The sequence below is a fragment of the Lysinibacillus sp. FSL K6-4013 genome (assembly GCF_038630435.1).
Classification (GTDB): domain Bacteria; phylum Bacillota; class Bacilli; order Bacillales_A; family Planococcaceae; genus Lysinibacillus; species Lysinibacillus boronitolerans.
Genome location: NZ_CP152031.1, coordinates 795,967 through 812,945 on the forward strand (window position 1 = coordinate 795,967; position 16,979 = coordinate 812,945).

At 38.7% G+C, this 16,979-nt stretch carries 10 protein-coding genes and 2 pseudogenes; 9 read left to right on the top strand and 3 right to left on the bottom strand.

Annotated features, from left to right (window positions below; translation table 11 throughout):
- Window positions 1-27: 27 nt before the first annotated feature.
- The 3 genes from MHB39_RS03745 to MHB39_RS03755 form a co-directional block, all read right to left on the bottom strand.
- A protein-coding gene (locus MHB39_RS03745) for an IS3 family transposase (protein WP_342545874.1) occupies window positions 28-1,358 on the bottom strand; the annotation gives its coding sequence in 2 pieces (ribosomal slippage) (window positions 28-977 and window positions 977-1,358; 1,332 coding nt in all).
- A gap of 112 nt (window positions 1,359-1,470) precedes the next feature.
- On the bottom strand, window positions 1,471-1,797 hold the full coding sequence (locus tag MHB39_RS03750) for an AzlD domain-containing protein (RefSeq protein WP_016992181.1): 327 nt from the start codon (window positions 1,795-1,797) through the stop codon (window positions 1,471-1,473).
- Complete coding sequence (locus MHB39_RS03755) at window positions 1,794-2,528, bottom strand: AzlC family ABC transporter permease (protein ID WP_342545875.1); 735 nt, start codon at window positions 2,526-2,528, stop codon at window positions 1,794-1,796. Before MHB39_RS03755 ends, MHB39_RS03750 begins: the two co-directional genes overlap by 4 nt.
- A gap of 124 nt (window positions 2,529-2,652) precedes the next feature.
- On the opposite strand from MHB39_RS03755, the gene MHB39_RS03760 reads away from it, so the two are divergent.
- From MHB39_RS03760 to MHB39_RS03800, 9 genes and pseudogenes are all read left to right on the top strand, one after another.
- A complete protein-coding gene (locus tag MHB39_RS03760) occupies window positions 2,653-3,204 on the top strand; it encodes an XRE family transcriptional regulator (RefSeq protein WP_016992183.1) in 552 nt (183 codons plus the stop codon).
- Window positions 3,205-3,215: 11 nt separating this feature from the next.
- Window positions 3,216-3,854: a TVP38/TMEM64 family protein gene (locus MHB39_RS03765; protein WP_081977475.1), complete on the top strand. Its 639-nt coding sequence runs from the start codon at window positions 3,216-3,218 to the stop codon at window positions 3,852-3,854.
- A 285-nt stretch (window positions 3,855-4,139) separates the two neighbouring features.
- A complete protein-coding gene (gene addB / locus MHB39_RS03770) occupies window positions 4,140-7,649 on the top strand; it encodes a helicase-exonuclease AddAB subunit AddB (RefSeq protein ID WP_342545876.1) in 3,510 nt (1,169 codons plus the stop codon).
- A 1-nt stretch (window position 7,650) separates the two neighbouring features.
- Window positions 7,651-8,913: pseudogene (locus MHB39_RS03775) on the top strand (UvrD-helicase domain-containing protein); the annotation flags it as partial.
- 672 nt (window positions 8,914-9,585) lie between these two features.
- Complete coding sequence (ltrA, locus tag MHB39_RS03780) at window positions 9,586-11,502, top strand: group II intron reverse transcriptase/maturase (RefSeq protein WP_016994770.1); 1,917 nt, start codon at window positions 9,586-9,588, stop codon at window positions 11,500-11,502.
- Between the two features lie 100 nt (window positions 11,503-11,602).
- Window positions 11,603-14,059, top strand: a pseudogene (gene addA / locus MHB39_RS03785) (helicase-exonuclease AddAB subunit AddA); the annotation flags it as partial.
- Window positions 14,060-14,141: 82 nt separating this feature from the next.
- On the top strand, window positions 14,142-15,308 hold the full coding sequence (locus tag MHB39_RS03790; protein ID WP_342545877.1) for a DUF418 domain-containing protein: 1,167 nt from the start codon (window positions 14,142-14,144) through the stop codon (window positions 15,306-15,308).
- A 124-nt stretch (window positions 15,309-15,432) separates the two neighbouring features.
- Window positions 15,433-16,335 carry a fumarylacetoacetate hydrolase family protein gene (locus MHB39_RS03795; RefSeq protein WP_048392038.1) on the top strand — a complete coding sequence of 301 codons (903 nt, stop codon included), beginning with the start codon at window positions 15,433-15,435 and terminating at the stop codon, window positions 16,333-16,335.
- Window positions 16,336-16,535: 200 nt separating this feature from the next.
- On the top strand, window positions 16,536-16,904 hold the full coding sequence (locus MHB39_RS03800; protein ID WP_004227486.1) for a YisL family protein: 369 nt from the start codon (window positions 16,536-16,538) through the stop codon (window positions 16,902-16,904).
- Window positions 16,905-16,979: the final 75 nt, after the last annotated feature.

Consider the following 16,979-nt stretch of genomic DNA (forward strand, 5'->3'; position numbering starts at 1 on the left):
CCTTTGTAAAGGACATTTTGAAAAAGGTTAGGCAACTTCTTGAAGCTGCTGTCTGTATTTTGCAGGCGGCAGCTTTTTTAAATTCCACTGACCTCGATAATGGTTATAATAGATCATATAGCTTTTCACTTCTTGTTTTACATCTTCTAATGTCTCACAATCTTTTATATTCGTCTCATCTTTAAAATGTCCAAAGAATGATTCTTGAGGTGCGTTGTCCCAACAGTTTCCTCTGCGTGACATCGATTGACCTAAGCCCATTTGTTTCACGAGTTTTTGGAACGCTGGATTGGTATAATGAAAACCTTGGTCTGAATGGATGAAGGCGTCCTGAGCTAGGTGCTTTAACTTTTTCAGTTTTTTCAAAGTGTCGAGCACAATTTCCATTGTGATGCTATCTGCTACTTCATACGCCAAAATCTCATTCGTCTCAGCGTCTTTAATCGTTGATAAATAAGCACGTTTACCATTTTTATATGTCAAATACGTAATATCTGTTAAGAGGACTTTACCAGCCACGCCTTGTTTAAATTGGCGTTCGAGCAGATGTGGACACGTACGATGTTCTTGTGTGGCTTTGGCTAGACGACGGTAAGGATTCGCTTTACGAATTGGACAGATAACCCCAAACTTCTTCATAATGCGGCGAATTCGCTTCAGATTATAGGTAATACCATATTGATGGTAAAGCGTCATTTTGATTTGACGGGCTCCTTTGTGACGTCGTCGGAATCGATACGCTTTTAAAATCACTTCCTTTACGACTTCATCTGCTTGGTGTTTCATCGCTCTTTTTTGAAGAGATTCTTCCTTAAAATAGTTATAATAGCCTGAGCGTGATACCTCCAACACTTCACAAAGATAGCGTACCATTCGCTTCAATCCATACGTTTCAATCGTTTGACCAATCAGTTCAAATTTCAGTTCTGGTGCGAGTTTTATTTCTTTTTCAACATCTGCCTTTCGAGTAAATCGATCTTTTTTAATAGTTCGTTTTCAGCTTCCAATAAACGCATTTTTGCTTCAAGTCGTGCATACTTTTCCTCTATACTTAATTCTCGCTCGATAGGGCGTCCTGTACTGTGTTTTCTAGAATCTTCTAAACCGGTGATTCCACGTTTTTTATAAGCTGTTCTCCACCTAGTACCTGCTCTGTGAATACGTGTTATACCAATCGCTTCCACGTCAAATCCCGCTTCTTCAAAAATTTCTCTTGGTAATTTTCCCGTTTCAGATTGTGCAATAAATAAGCGTTTAAACTCATCTGTATACGTAATCGCTTTATTGCTCACAGCTTTTACATACGGATTCTTTTTTAATTCATTTTGTTGGTGGGGTGTTAAAAAGTTTTTAGTCATAGTAGTGGCTCCGAATCTTGTTTTTTTCAATTATAAACAAAAATGCCCTATAAGATGACCTTTTTCAAGTGTCTATCTTATAGGGTACACTTTAGCAATGGGACTGACCTTTTTACATGAAAAATCGCACAGCTGCCATAATAATTACTCCTGCAACTACTGTAATCGATAAGCTTTTTGTGACAAGGGCAATAATAAGTGTAGGAACAAATGTAATAAAGACTGGCCAATCAAGTGACACTACTTTGCCGCTTTCAGTGTCTATTAAATTTTCAATGACAAGAGCACTTAATATACAAACAGGAATAAAACTAAGCCATTTTAGCACAACATCAGGTAGTGTTACACTACGCACAAAAATAAATGGAATGACACGTGGTAGCCATGTTACAAGTGCGCAGCCAATAATAAGCCAGACCATATAAGAAGTTGTTGTCATTTATCTGTCACCACCCCAATTGTTGCGACAATCACGGTAGCCAGAAGCACAGCCACATGTGAAGGGACTACATAAGAAAGACCGTACATAATAACCGCCATATAGCCGATTAATTTGATATATTGCATGATTTTACTTTTGCCAACGCTGCTCAATTGCAAAACTAAAAGTGCAACAAACATGGCAATCAAGGCAAAATCTAAGCCCCATTTTTCAGGATTTGCTACCCACTGTCCTAAAAAGGCACCTGTAACACAGGAAAGAATCCAGAAGATGTAGGCTGTTAAGTTTAACCCATCCATCCATTTACCGTATAATTTACCTGTTTGCATTTGCTTTGTTACGGCTACCCCAAAGGTTTCATCCGTTAATAATGTACCGAAGCCTACATTTCTAAGCATGGAATAACTCGTAAAATGAGGTGCTAATGTTAAACTCATTAATAAATGGCGTAGATTCACTACAAAAATGGTTACAATGATAGCAGAGGCAGGGCTACTTGTTAAAAGAAGTGCACAAAAAATAAATTGTGCAGAGCCTGCGTAAATCAATATCGTTAATAGTGCGATTTCAAGGACAGATAACCCTGAAGCGGAACCTACAACCCCAAATGCTAGTCCTATACTAATATAACCGAGTAATGTAGGTACACAATCTTTCACGCCTTGTAAAAAACTGTCGTTGGAAGAGCTTGTTGCATCACCGTGTTGAAGCTCTGTTGTACTTGTCATAAATAGGTCATCCTTTCTTAATAATTTCCATGTATACTATTGATGGAATTGTTTGATAGTTCTTAATGTTTATTAAAGTATACATATGTCTGATAAAATAAACAATAGAAATTGGTGAGTAAAAATGGAACAAATGAGTCGAAATTTAGCATTTCAATTAAAGAAAATTAGACAGCAACGTCATTTAAGTCTTGATGATGTGGCCAAAGCGACAGGTGTCAGTAAAGCACAGCTTGCACAAATTGAAAAGGGTGAGGCCAATCCGACTGTTTCAACAATTTGGAAAATTGCTGCGGGTATGCGTATATCGTTCTCTTCATTATTACAGCCGCCAACTGCCCATTACATGCGTTATAGCAGTAAAGATGTACCACATGTCGATGAGGATGAGGGTCGCTATCGTGTTTACTCCATTATTCCGTATAATCCAGAGCGAGGCTGGGAGTTTTATAAGGTTGAAATGGAGCCAGGGGCAGTTAGTAGGAGTGAAGCCCATACAGAAGGGGTAGAGGAAACTGTAATGGTCATTAAAGGACAAGCAGTTATTTCTGCTGGAGACATGCATGAATTACTGGATGAAGGGGACACACTAGTATTCTCAGGGCATCAGCCCCATGAATATCGCAATACTTCAGAAGGATTAACAATTTTTCATTTAATTTTACAGTATAAATAGAGGTGTCGATGTTGAGTGAATGGTTTACTGTAGAAAATATTGAACAGGTTGCGGCACAGTATCGAACGTTTGGCCCAATCATTGGTTTACTGCTACCCTTTTTAGAGGCATTTTTACCATTCTTACCATTAGTTGTATTCGTTGTAGCGAATGCGAGTGCATTTGGCTTATGGTTAGGATTTTTATTATCTTGGCTAGGCTCTGTAGCGGGCTCCTATGCGGTTTTCTTACTTGTGCGTCATTTTGGCAAGCATCCACGACTACAATTTTTAACAGGTAGTAAAAAAGTACAGAAGCTTATTAAATGGGTGGATATGAATGGCATCAGCCCTTTGTTTGTCCTCCTCTGTTTCCCTTTTACACCATCTGTTATTGTCAATATTGTAGCGGGATTATCACATATCCATAAAAAATTTTACTTGATCGTTTTACTTGCAGGAAAGTTTGTCATGATTTTAGGTATGAGTGTATTGGGCTATGATCTAAAATCACTCTTGACAAGTCCAGTGAGATTGATAATTGCAGCTGTGGCCATTGTTATTTTGTGGTGGGTCGGTAAGTTGATAGAGAAGCGTTTGAATGCCCGTGTAGAAAGAGATTTAAAGCAAGCGCGAAATTTGACGAAAAAGCAGGACCACCATGCCAGTTAAGTAAGGTATCTGTAGCCTCTTTCATTATGTGAAGAGGCTGCTTTTTTGTGTTATAAAATCAACCTTTTTATAGGTAGGTGAAGGTTGATAGATAGTATTTACTAGCTTTTTTCGATAGAATTTAAGCTAGATGATTTATGTTGTTATTGGTGGCTGGGGAAACTACTCCAAAATAGATGAGAAGTGAACAATCTACTGAAAGAATCGCTCAAATAAGACTACAAATATTAATTTCATTAAAAAAGACATCCGCACACAGCAAGTTAATGAGGAGGGAGAAAATATATGACATTGCGTATTGTTTCAGGACGTTCGGGAACAGGGAAATCAGCATTTATTCATCAGGAAATTGTTGAGCAATTAAAGACAGATCCATTGGGACATCCGATTTTCATTATCGTGCCTGACCAAATGTCTTATTCTACGGAATATGAGCTGACAAATAAGCATGGTTTACAAGGCTTGATTCGAGCACAGGTGATGACGTTTAAACGTTTAGCATGGTTGGTTTTACAGGAAACAGGAGGTATTGCTCGTAAAGAAGTGAATGGCTATGGCTATCGAATGCTTATTCGTAAACTTTTGGAGGAACAAAAAAGCGAGTTTTCCTTATTTCGACAAGCAGCAGGAAAACGTGGCTTTACGGAGGAAATTGAAACCCTTTTAAGAGAATTTAGTCGCTATAGCGTCAATAGCTCAGTCTTGGCAGAGGTAACGGAATCGTTAAAGGCAATAGATGCACCTAATACATTGCAGGCGAAAGCGAATGATTTACATGTCGTTTTGCAGGCATTGGAGGAACGACTTGGTACGACCTATGTTGACAGCGAGAGCTATTATCCGATTTTAACGGAGCAACTGAAGTATGCAGAAACGATGAAGCAAGCGACCATCTATATTGATGGTTTCACCGCCTTCACTGTGCGAGAGTTAGAACTGGTTCGTGAATTGTTAAAGGTAACGAAGCAAGTAACTGTCGTCCTTCCCTTTGATCATATCGATGAAGCCTTTGATGAACAGGCACTATTCCATGAAGCAGCCTTAACAAATCAACGACTTCATGATATGGCAAAAGAAGAGGGCATTGATGTTGAATTACCATTACATTTTTATAAGACACAAAGATTTCATTCTGAGGATTTACAGCATGTAGAGGCAAAGTTTGCTGATTTGGAGCCTCAAACGAAAAAAACCTCAGGAGACGTAAGGGTACTTGAAGCTTCAAATCGTCGAGCAGAGGTACATGCGATTGCCCGGGAAATAACAAAACTGACAAGGGAAGACGGTTTTCGCTATCAGGATATCGTACTGTTGTATAGACAAGCAGATCTCTATGATCCGCTCATTACAAGTATTTTCCAACAATATGAAATCCCTATTTTTACAAATACAAAAAAGACGATGTTACATCATCCATTAATAGAACTAAGTCGTTCAGCCTTGGAGGTTATGACCTCGAATTGGAAATATGAGCCTGTTTTTCGTAGTGTGAAAACAGATTTATTTTTCCCTTTACAAGCGGAGCTAACGATTTGGCGTGAGCGAGCAGATCGATTAGAGAATTATTGCTTGGCACAAGGAATCTATGGGGAACGATGGTTTGAGGAGGCACGTTGGTTTTATAAAAAGTATCGCGGTTTAGAATTCCATTCTCGTGTACAAACAGACGAAGAGCGTGCAATGCAGGCAGAAATCGAGGCTATTCGGGATGAAATTTGCCAACCCCTAAAACTTTTACAAGATAAGCTTGATAACGCGAAGAATGGCAGAGATATTGCGACTGCTTTATTTGAACTTATAGAGTCATTACAGGTATATGATAAACTGCAAGCAATGAAAGATCGTGAGCTAGAGCGCGGTGATGCATTAGCAGCAAGTGAACATGAACAAGCTTGGAATGAATGGGTTGCTGTTCTTGACCAATTCGTTTATATGTTTGGTGAGCAGGAGATGACTGTAGAGGAAGCAGCAAAAATTCTTGATGAAGGTTTTGATACATTAGAATTTTCAAGAATTCCGCCAACTCTTGATGAGGTAATGGTGGCTACTGTTGATTTAGCCCGTTTATCCAATATCAAAGTTGCTTTTGTAATAGGGATGAATGACGGTGTTTATCCAACTCGGATGGAGTATGAGGGCTTGTTGTCAGATATAGAGCGTGAATGGTTTAGTCAAATTGGCTATGAGCTAGCACCTACCTCTACTAATCGCTTATTACAGGAAAATTTCTTGTTCTATCGTGCTATTACAACGCCATCTAACAAATTGTATATGACCTATCCTACGGCGGATGAGGAAGGCAAGGCACTTCTAGCCTCACTTTATATTAAGAAAATAATAGGGAATGACAAAAAGGCTGGCTTATTAAGTGATATTTCCATAGAACGTGTTGTAGTCGATCCGATTGAATTACTAGATGGAGATGTTTTACCATATTTACGCCATCCAAGGACTGCATTGGCACATCTAATGGTACAGCTACGTCAGGCTGAGCATAGCCGTGAACTAGCGCCAGAATGGCTAGCTTTACAAAGATTTTATAAACAAGATCCGTATTGGGCACTCATTTTCGAGCGCGTACTTTATCCAATTACCCATAAAAATGAGGCTGAACCACTTGAAACCTATATTACACAGGAATTATATGGTCAGAAGCTAACATCCAGTGTGTCGCGAATTGAGAAATACTTCAGATGTCCTTTTTCTCATTTCACTACGTATGGCCTACGTCTAGAAGAACGAGCTGAGTATCGTCTAGAAACGTTTGCAATGGGTGACTTATTCCATGAGGCATTAAAGTGGATTACAGAGGAAACACATCGTCAGCAATTGTCTTGGATTCGTTTAACAACAAAGCAAATTAAACAATTAGCACGGCAAGCAGTAGAACAAATTGTTCCAGTCTTTTCCCATCAAATCCTATTATCCAGTGCCCGTTATCGCTATATTCAGCGTAAGCTAATTCGAATTGTGGAGCGTACAATGACGGCATTGACACAGCATGCACATGTATCACACTTCAAACCAATTGCGATTGAGGCGTCATTTGGTCCTGGACAACATGAACAACTACCACCATTAGAGATTGATTTAACAGGTGGAAAGAAAATGTTTATGCGTGGACGTATTGATAGGGTGGATAGTGCAACGATAGATGACCGCTCTTATTTGCGGATTGTTGACTATAAATCCTCAGCTCGTGACCTTGATCTAAATGAGGTTTATTATGGATTATCCTTACAGGTCCTAACGTATTTAGATGTGGCAATGGAAAATAGCTCTTACTGGCTATCAGGTGAAGCAGAGCCAGCAGGGGTACTGTATGTCCATGTCCATAATCCAATGCTAAAGCTGGATAAGGATTTGACGAACAGTGAAATTGAAGAGGATCGTTTAAAGCAGTATAAAATGAAAGGTTTACTATCTGAAAATGTTGAAGCGATATTATCGATGGATGAGCATTTGGAAGAAAGTAGCGGGCATTCAAAAATCATTCCTGTCTATATGAAAAAAGATGGGACTCCGTCTGAATCACAATCGCGTATAGTTCCTGTTAATGATATGAAAAAGTTACAACATTTCGTTCGTCGTAAACATCAGGAGGCAGGGAATGGTATCTTATCTGGTGATACGGCCATTAGCCCCTATAAATTAAAAGCGAAAACGGCATGTGATTATTGTCAATTTGCTGCGGTTTGCCAATTTGATCCATCAGATGGTAAACAAGGCTATCGTCAATTAATGCAAGCAAAGCCGAATGATATAGTCGATAAAATTCGGAAGGAGATTGAATAGCATGGTACAAACAATTCCTGTTAAGCCAGCAGATGTCACATGGACAGACGATCAGTGGAAGGCCATTTATGCTAGCGGACAAGATACACTTGTTTCGGCTGCAGCAGGGTCGGGAAAAACAGCAGTCCTGATCAATCGTATGATAGAAAAGGTTATTGCTACTGAAAATCCGATCAATGTAGATGAACTATTGGTAGTGACTTTTACAAATGCCTCAGCCGCTGAAATGCGCCATCGTATGTCAGAGGCATTAGAAAAGGCGATAGCAGAAAATCCAACATCTAATCATTTAAGACGGCAGCTTAGTCTTGTTAATAAAGCACAAATCTCCACCCTGCATTCCTTCTGTTTAGCGATTGTAAAGCAGTATGCGTATTTACTTGATATCGATCCAGGCTTCCGTATCGCCAATGAAGCAGAAATCGCATTATTGAGAGATGATGTTTTAGCAGAAGTTCTAGAAGCTGCCTACGATGCTGAGGACGAGGCTCACGTACAAGCCATCTATCGTCTTGTCGATAGCTTTACCTCAGATCGTGATGATCAAGCCATCGAAACGCTGATTAGTAAACTTTATGATACGTCTCGTGTCCATGCTGAGCCTCAAAAATGGCTATGGAGTTTGCCAAAAGCATATGAACTAGCTGATGAAGTGACAATTGATGATTTAGAGCTATCTCAATACGTCAAATTAACCGTACGTCATAGCCTGGAAGAGGCGTTTGTGTTAATTTCTGAAATGCGCGCAATTACATTACAGCCAGATGGACCTGCCCCCTATGCTGAAACAGCAGAGATAGATTTTGCTATGATTCAGGAAGGGATTCGTATTAGTCAAAGTGGTACATGGCAGGAGCTATTTGATTATTTTGCAACAGTTAAATGGTCTACATTAAAACGGGTATCGAAGGATGCACTAGTTAATGTAGAGCTACAGGAGCTTGCGAAGAAAAAACGAGAAGCAGCCAAAAAAATGATGAATAAAATTAAAGAGACGTATTTTGTTCGTACGCCTGCACGACTACTCGAGGAAATAAGGTTAATGGCACCGACTATTACTACGTTAGTGGAATTGACCACTACGTTTAGTGAACAATTTCGACGAGCCAAATTAGAACGGGGAATCATTGACTTTTCAGATTTAGAGCATTATGCACTTCAAATTTTAACAGTAGAGGTAGAAGGCAAGCTGCAGCCGTCACCAGTTGCACTAGATATGAAAAAGCGTTTTAAAGAAGTACTGGTGGATGAATATCAGGATAGTGCGACACGTTGCTAATTGAAAAGATTAGCCACTAGCATCATTTCGCTAGGAGAACTAAGAAATCAGATGAGTCGAATGATGAGGTAACGCTCTGAAAGGCTCGACCTAATCCTCCGAATAGCATTGTCGCGTGCAATCGTGATGATGTTATAAGCTCGGTGAAGTCAGTTGAACATCCTCCTAATCGAAAGAAGGAAAGCGGGATAGAGGTATTCTGTGGGATGGATAGACTGGGGGTCTATAAAAATACTCATGGTTAGAATGTAGGGAACAAAACTTCCTACTGACGAAATTCCGAATGTACGGCTCTAGAGGTATAGGTATTCGAAAGGGTACACCAACTTATTGTTGGGTTAGTGAGGTGGAGTAAAATTTGTCTTTATGAAACACCTTATAGTGTTACAGGCACTATCCAGCTAACAGGGTTAGAGGAATGACCTAAAAGTATTATATGTACAGATATGATTTCTTGGAACGTGGTAAGCTGGCTACGTGGAGAGATTGCACTCGTTGAAGCGGTATGAGGGAAAGCGTCTATAGTATAACCTCATTTTAAGCACAGTGAAAGTGATGGCACAGTACCAGTGAAGCCGTGATAATAAGCGGTGGAGGGATAGCCATTAGTCAATTTATGAATAACTAAAACATTACTTTATACTATCAGGTTCTCGTATGACTAAAAGAAATGCAATCGCCAAAAGAAGTAATAAAGTGGTGAGAGTATTGACTGAAACAGCAAACAAGAAAGTTTTAAAACGACAGTCCTTACGAAACAATGAATATTACGACATGCAACAAACCTTAGATGACCTTTACAAAGCAAGTCAAATGAACAAACGCTTTAAAAATCTGTATGAATTGATTATTAGAAGAGAAAATATTTTACTGGCATATCGAAACATCAAGAAAAACAAGGGTTCTCTCACCAAAGGTAGTAATGAATCGACAATCATTACTATCGGAGAAAAAGACCCGAACGCATTAATTGATTATGTCAGAAAAAGACTTGAAAACTTCATACCACACAAAATAAGAAGAAAAGAAATACCAAAAGCTAATGGAGGAATTCGCCCACTCGGCATCCCGACAATCGAGGACCGAATCATTCAACAATGTATTAAACAAATTCTAGAGCCAATATGCGAAGCGAAATTCCATCATCACAGTTACGGTTTTCGACCGAACAGAGGAACTTTACATGCATATTCTAGAGCAGTAACATTAGCAAATATCAACAAACTGCACTATGTGGTTGATATTGACATCAAAGGTTTCTTCGATAATGTCAATCATGGCAAACTTCTTAAACAAATGTGGTCAATGGGTATCCAGGATAAAAAGGTTCTCTCAATCATAAGTAAACTACTGAAAGCAGAAATTGTAGGAGCAGGAACACCTAATAAAGGGACTCCTCAAGGTGGTATTTTATCACCGCTACTATCTAATATTGTGCTAAACGAATTAGATTGGTGGATAAGCAATCAATGGGAAACGTTTGAAACGCAGAAAAACTATGAGCGTAAAAGAATTATTGGTGGCAAGGTTAGATTTGATAGGTCAGTGAAATATAGTACCTTAAAAAGAGCCACAAGCTTGAAAGAAATGTTCATTGTGCGATATGCAGATGATTTTAAAATCTTTTGTAGAGACCATAAAAGTGCCTTCAAGATTTTCGAAGGTGTGAAAAAATGGTTAAAAGAAAGATTACATCTCGACATTAGTAAAGAAAAATCAAAGGTCATTAATTTAAGGAAAAACTTTTCGGAATTTCTAGGGTTTAAAATGAAAGTGGCTAGAAATAAAAAGAAGCATACCGTAAAATCATTCATGACAAATAAGGCGAAGAAAAACGCAATTAGCAAAATCAAAGAAAACATCAAACGAATTAAAAAGAAATCTAATGCTTCAGAAGTGTCCAAACTCAATGCAACAATTCTAGGACTTCATAACTTCTATCAGCAAGCAACGATGGTAACGAAAGATTTTAGTGAAATTGCATTTTCAGTCAAACGAACCTTATATAACAGCTTGAAGAAAGTTTCATCGGATAAAGGTGAGCCAAGTACGTACTACAAGAAACATTTCAAAGATTATCTTGGCAAGAAAAAGACATTCGTTGCAAAAGTAGCGATATTCCCTATCGATGGAATCAAACACAAAAATCCGACAAACTTTACGCAAGAAATCAATAATTATACAGTTGAAGGTAGAAGTCTGATTCATAAAAAGCAAAAATCAGTATCAGAAGAAGTTGTGAAGTATCTCATGAAAAATCCTGTCATCAATCGTAGTATTGAATACAACGACAATCGTATTTCTAAATACATTGCTCAAAAAGGGGTTTGCTTTATTACAGGAGAAGCACTCATTCTGAAAAATATGGAATTACATCACATCGTTCCAAAGGCAAAAGGTGGTAACGATAAGTATGACAACTTAGTTTTTATAACGAAAGAAGCCCATAAACTGATTCATGCCACAACAGAAGACGTCATTAATAAATACCTTCAAATGTTAGAGTTAACAAAACAAAGTTTGGACAAAGTAAATAAACTTCGTGTGAAAGCTGGAAATAAAGTATTAGTATAAAGATTCATAATTGATGGAACGCCGTATGAGGGGAAACCCTCACGTACGGTGTGAATGGGGGGAAAAGCAGGAGATTACTTCAAATGCTTACCTATCCATATCCAATATGCTACAGGAAACCATCTTACAGCTCGTCAAAACTGGTGAGGAACAAGATGGCAATCTTTTTATGGTTGGGGATGTAAAACAAAGTATTTACCGTTTCCGTTTAGCTGAGCCAAAGCTTTTTATGCGAAAATATAGTGAGTATTTGGAGACACCTGATGTAACGGGTATGAGAATTGATTTAAACGCTAACTTCCGAAGTCGAAAAGAAGTATTAAATGCCACAAACTACGTTTTTGCACAAATTATGGGTGAGCGAGTTGGTGAAATTCTTTATGACGACAATGCGTCATTAAAGCCTGCTGCGCCTTATGATGAGAAAGAAATACCTGTTGAGCTGGTCGTAATGCATCCACCAGAGGAAGAAGAAGTAATAGAAGAATTGGAAGAAATAAGCAATGAGGCTAATGAGCTAGAGGAATTAAAAAAATCACAATATGAGGCACGCTTTATTATCGATCGTATCCGTCAGATGATGGAAGATGGAACAACCGTTTATGATACGAAAACAAAAACAGAGCGACCATTAAAGTATAGCGATATTGTAATATTAATGCGCTCGATGACATGGTCAACAGACTTAGTGGAGGAATTTAAGCTGGCAGGGATTCCGCTCTATGCAGAATCAGCTAAAGGCTATTTTGACGCACTTGAAGTAATGATTATGTTAAACGTCCTGAAGGTAGTCGATAATCCCTATCAGGATATCCCCTTAGCCTCTGTACTGCGCGCACCGTTTGTTGGTTTAACGGAAAATGAGCTTGCGAAAATTCGTTTAGCTGATCAAAAGGTCCCTTTTTATGATGCTTTACGACAATTTATTCGTAGTGAGGGACATGGTGTGCAAACCTCTACATTTGAAAAGCTACAACGCTTTATGCTGGCCTTTGAAAATTGGCGTGATTTAGCACGGCGTGGATCATTGTCCGATTTAATTTGGAAAATTTATTTAGATACACATTATTATGAAATGGTTGGGGCAATGCCGAATGGCAAACAGCGTCAGGCAAATCTACGCGTTTTACATGATCGCGCGTTAATGTATGAAAAAACAGCATTTCGTGGACTCTTCCGTTTTTTACGCTTTATTGATCGTATGCGTACGCGTGGCGATGATTTAGGTACTGCCAAATCAATTGGCGAAAAGGATGATGTGGTACGTCTGGTGACAATACACTCTTCCAAAGGTTTAGAATATCCAGTAGTCTTTGTGGCAGGAATGGGACGTCCGTTTAATAAAATGGATTTTCATCAGCCCTATTTGTTTGATCAAGATTTTGGACTAGCTGTTAAGGCCATTGATCCTGAAAATCGTATCACATATACATCGTTACCGTTTTTGGCATTAAAGGAGAAAAAAGAACTGGAGATGCGCGCAGAAGAAATGCGTGTCTTATATGTTGCTATGACTCGTGCGAAAGAGCGTTTGATTTTAGTAGGCTCAGTGAAGAACTGGGAGAAAACACGCGAAAGCTGGCAGGACGCGCAAAGTTTACCAATGGATGCACCGCTTCAGGAATATTTACGTGCGAGAGCAAATAGTTATTTGGACTGGGTTGGCCCAGCAGTAGCAAGGCATGCAGATTTTGCAACAGTAGCAAGCACTACTTATAAAGAAGTTGAGGATCAATCACATTGGTGGGTTCAAGCCATCGATACAAAGCATTATTCGTATGAGTTACAGGCGATGGGCGATGAAGTACAGCAAGCGTTTGCAATGCAAGAGGATGAGGACCTGCTAGCTGAAATCACGACCCGCTTTCAAGCGCAGTATGCCTATCAAAAATCAACAAGAAAGCGCTCCAAAACATCTGTTAGTGAAATAAAGCGAATAGAAAATCTACAGCGCCAGGAGGAACCCGAATATTATTTTGCCTCTCCTACCAAGCAAAAGGCTTCGTCCATTGCACCTCGACCAACTTTTTTACAGGAGCAACAGCTAACAGGAGCTGAAATTGGTACAGCTGTGCACACAGTGATGCAGCATGTCCCTCAGTTTGGCTTTAGTCATATCAATGCTGTAAGAGACTTTGTAGAGGATTTAGTGGCAAGACAGCTTTTAACAGAGGCGGAGGGCAAAGTAGTTCCACAAGCGAAGATTTATCGTTTCTTTGAGACAGAAATAGGGCAACGCTTTCAACGCGCAAGGCAGATACGTAGAGAAATGCCGTTTACGATTAGTAGAATCGATGAAGATGGTGATGCTCAAATTGTGCAAGGAATTATTGACTGCCTATTTGAGGATGAAAACGGTGATTGGATCTTGTTGGATTATAAAACGGATCGTATACAATCTCATTTTGCGCAGGAGCCTGCCCTGTCAAAAGAAATATTAGGTCGTTATGCTGTTCAGCTTCGTGTTTATAGTGAAGCCATTGAATCTATTTTACACATTAAGGTGAGCGATAAAGTATTATATTTATTCGATAATGAACAGACCATATACGCATAAAGAACTTGTTATGGCCAAAGTAGGGCAAAGTTTTTTCTTGCCCTGCCTTCACCATAGCTGCTAGTCAAGAGGAGGCTATTTTGTGGAGTTAAAACCGACAATGTTGCAGGAACGAATAGCAACATTAGATATTTTACGAGGGATTAGTTTAGTAGGTATCTTACTTGTAAATATGTATACCTTTTATTTGCCAATGCCGCATATTGATTTGGCATCATGGTTTACAACCCCATCGGATATTGTTTGGCAAAAAAATATAGATATTTATGTGCAAGGTAGCTTTTATCCGCTTTTTGCCATGCTATTTGGTTATGGACTAGCCATGCAGTGGCAAAAGGCTCAGAGCCGTGAACAAAACTTTTATACACTAGGGCTTCGTAGACTGTCCATTCTGTTTGCCTTTGGTTTTGTCCATGCTGTGCTAATTTGGTGGGGCGACATATTAATGATGTATGCATTTTGTGGCGTTTTCTTAGTGCTTTTACTACGATTGAGTCCCATCTGGCTATTAGCGAGTGCTTTGATTATTAATGGCTTGATGCAAGCTTTTATGCTCTTTGTAGTAGGGATTGTAAATTTTAATACAAAAGTAGATGATTACTTAGATATCGTTTCAGTAGAGAAGGCCATCACGGCTTATGGGACAGGAAACTGGGTAGATGCCTTTTTGCAACGCTTAACAGATTTATCAACGCAGGCAGGCATCGAGATGTGGTTTGTCGCACTGTTCACGATTTTACCGTATATGTTAATAGGGGCCGCTGCCTCTAAATGGCATTTAGTAGAACGGGCTAAAGAATTGAAGTGGCTCTGGCTGGCGTTTGCAATTGCTGGATTGGTCATCGGTATTGGTATAAAAAGCTTATCTATTATGTTTACAAGAACATATTTACTAGATTATTTAAAGGTATACATAGGGGGCCCAGTTCTATCGGTGGGCTATATTGGGGTCATTGTGTTACTTTGCTTAGTGCCAATAATGCCAAAACTACTTAGTCCTTTTGCTAAAATCGGACGCATGTCATTAACGATGTATATTCTTCAATCTATTATAGGTACTTGTTTATTCTACCAATTTGGCTTTGGCTGGTATGGTAAAGTAAGTGTAGAAACAGGGGTATTAATTGCTGTCGGCATTATTGTTGTGCAAATGATCATAGCAGAAATCTGGTTATCTAAGTGGAAACAAGGACCGTTAGAAACAATATGGCGTAAATTAACATATAAGCAAAAAGTAGAAGTGCGTTAATATATTCCTCTTCACATGCATATTTTATGAAGATATAACAACTTATAAAAATGTTGTCGCAAAAATGAGGTAATTTCTATCATATTGTTGTATTATGTAGAAAAAAGAAGGAGCTCTTTCAATCATGAAAATTTTATCATTCAAATTAGGTGGACATGTAAGCTTTGGACCAAAAGTAAAAAAAGAAGAAGCGGTATGGGATGTACTCGCTATTCAAAGTGAACTTCAAGTTCTCCCTTCTTTTTCAAGTTCAATCGTGGATGGCATTGCTTTAGGCTTTGATTTTGTGGAACAGATTCGTAAATTAGTAGAAGCAGCAGAAAAATCAGATAATGCTAATAGTTTTAAACGTGAATTTACAGAGATCGAATGGCTTTCACCAATTCCACGTACACCTAAAAATATTATGTGTATTGGTAAAAACTATGATGAACATGCAAAGGAAATGGGTGCAGAGGCAGCACCAACGGATTTAATGGTATTCACAAAATCACCAACTGCAATTGCTGCAGATGGACAAACAATTTCCATACATGCAGATCTTTCTTCAAAAATGGATTATGAAGGTGAGCTAGCTATCGTTATTGGTAAACGAGGCAAAAACATTCCTAAAAACTTAGCGTTTGATTATGTATTTGGTTATACTATTGCCAATGATGTAACAGCTCGTGATTTACAAGAGAAACATAAACAATTCTTCTTGGGTAAAAGCTTGGACGGTACTTGCCCTCTTGGACCATACCTTGTGACAAAGGATGAGATCCCAAATCCACAAGACTTAACAGTAGTGACAAAGGTCAATGATGAAGTACGTCAAAATGGCTCTACGAAAGATATGATGTTCTCTGTTGAAACGTTAGTATCCATCCTATCTCAGCATGTAACATTAGAGCCAGGAGATGTGATTTTAACAGGTACGCCAGCTGGTGTTGGCAAAGGGATGAACCCGCCGCAATTCTTAAAAGCTGGAGATACAGTAAAAGTATCTATTCAAGGAATTGGTACTTTAGTCAACCATTTTGAATAATGATGATATCAATCCGCGTGAGTCTATACTCCGCGGGTTTTTTACTGCTTTAAGGCATAGTAACAGAAGTAAAAACTATGAGATGCAAGGATTCCAAGTTTTAAATGATGTAAATTGTGTGAACACTATTGTAATATTTGAAACCCTTTCCATCGCATGGTAGGATAGAGTTTGATAGAAAAAGAATGAGGGGGACAAACATGAGTTTTTTAACTAGCCAAACGCATTTGCATATTACTACGTGGGTAGTAGGTATTGTCATCTTTTTAATTGCGGCACTAATGGGCAAGCAATCAAAAGGCTTACATATGACATTACGTCTGTTTTATGTACTAATAATCATCACAGGTGGGGCATTATTTATCGAGGCAATGGACTATGGTAAAGGTATGCTTTACGGATTTAAGTTCTTAGGTGGCATACTTGTAATTGGCATGATGGAAATGGTCTTAGTGCGTCAAAAGAAAAATAAACCAACAGCTATGTTTTGGATTTTATTTGCAGTATTCCTATTAATCACTTTGTTCCTAGGATTTAAACTGCCAATGGGTCAAGATTTCTTAGCATAATGATTTAAAAGTCGTGAAGTAGTTGCTTCACGGCTTTTATTTTGTAAACGAAAACGGAAGACGGAATTGACACCT

Coding starts and splice junctions, on each gene's coding strand:
- MHB39_RS03800 (WP_004227486.1), top strand. CDS start 16,536: ATGAGTTTTTTAACTAGCCAAACGCATTTGCATATTACTACGTGGGTA.
- MHB39_RS03795 (WP_048392038.1), top strand. CDS start 15,433: ATGAAAATTTTATCATTCAAATTAGGTGGACATGTAAGCTTTGGACCA.
- MHB39_RS03750 (WP_016992181.1), bottom strand. CDS start 1,797: ATGACAACAACTTCTTATATGGTCTGGCTTATTATTGGCTGCGCACTT.
- MHB39_RS03760 (WP_016992183.1), top strand. CDS start 2,653: ATGGAACAAATGAGTCGAAATTTAGCATTTCAATTAAAGAAAATTAGA.
- ltrA (WP_016994770.1), top strand. CDS start 9,586: ATGACTAAAAGAAATGCAATCGCCAAAAGAAGTAATAAAGTGGTGAGA.
- addB (WP_342545876.1), top strand. CDS start 4,140: ATGACATTGCGTATTGTTTCAGGACGTTCGGGAACAGGGAAATCAGCA.
- MHB39_RS03755 (WP_342545875.1), bottom strand. CDS start 2,528: ATGACAAGTACAACAGAGCTTCAACACGGTGATGCAACAAGCTCTTCC.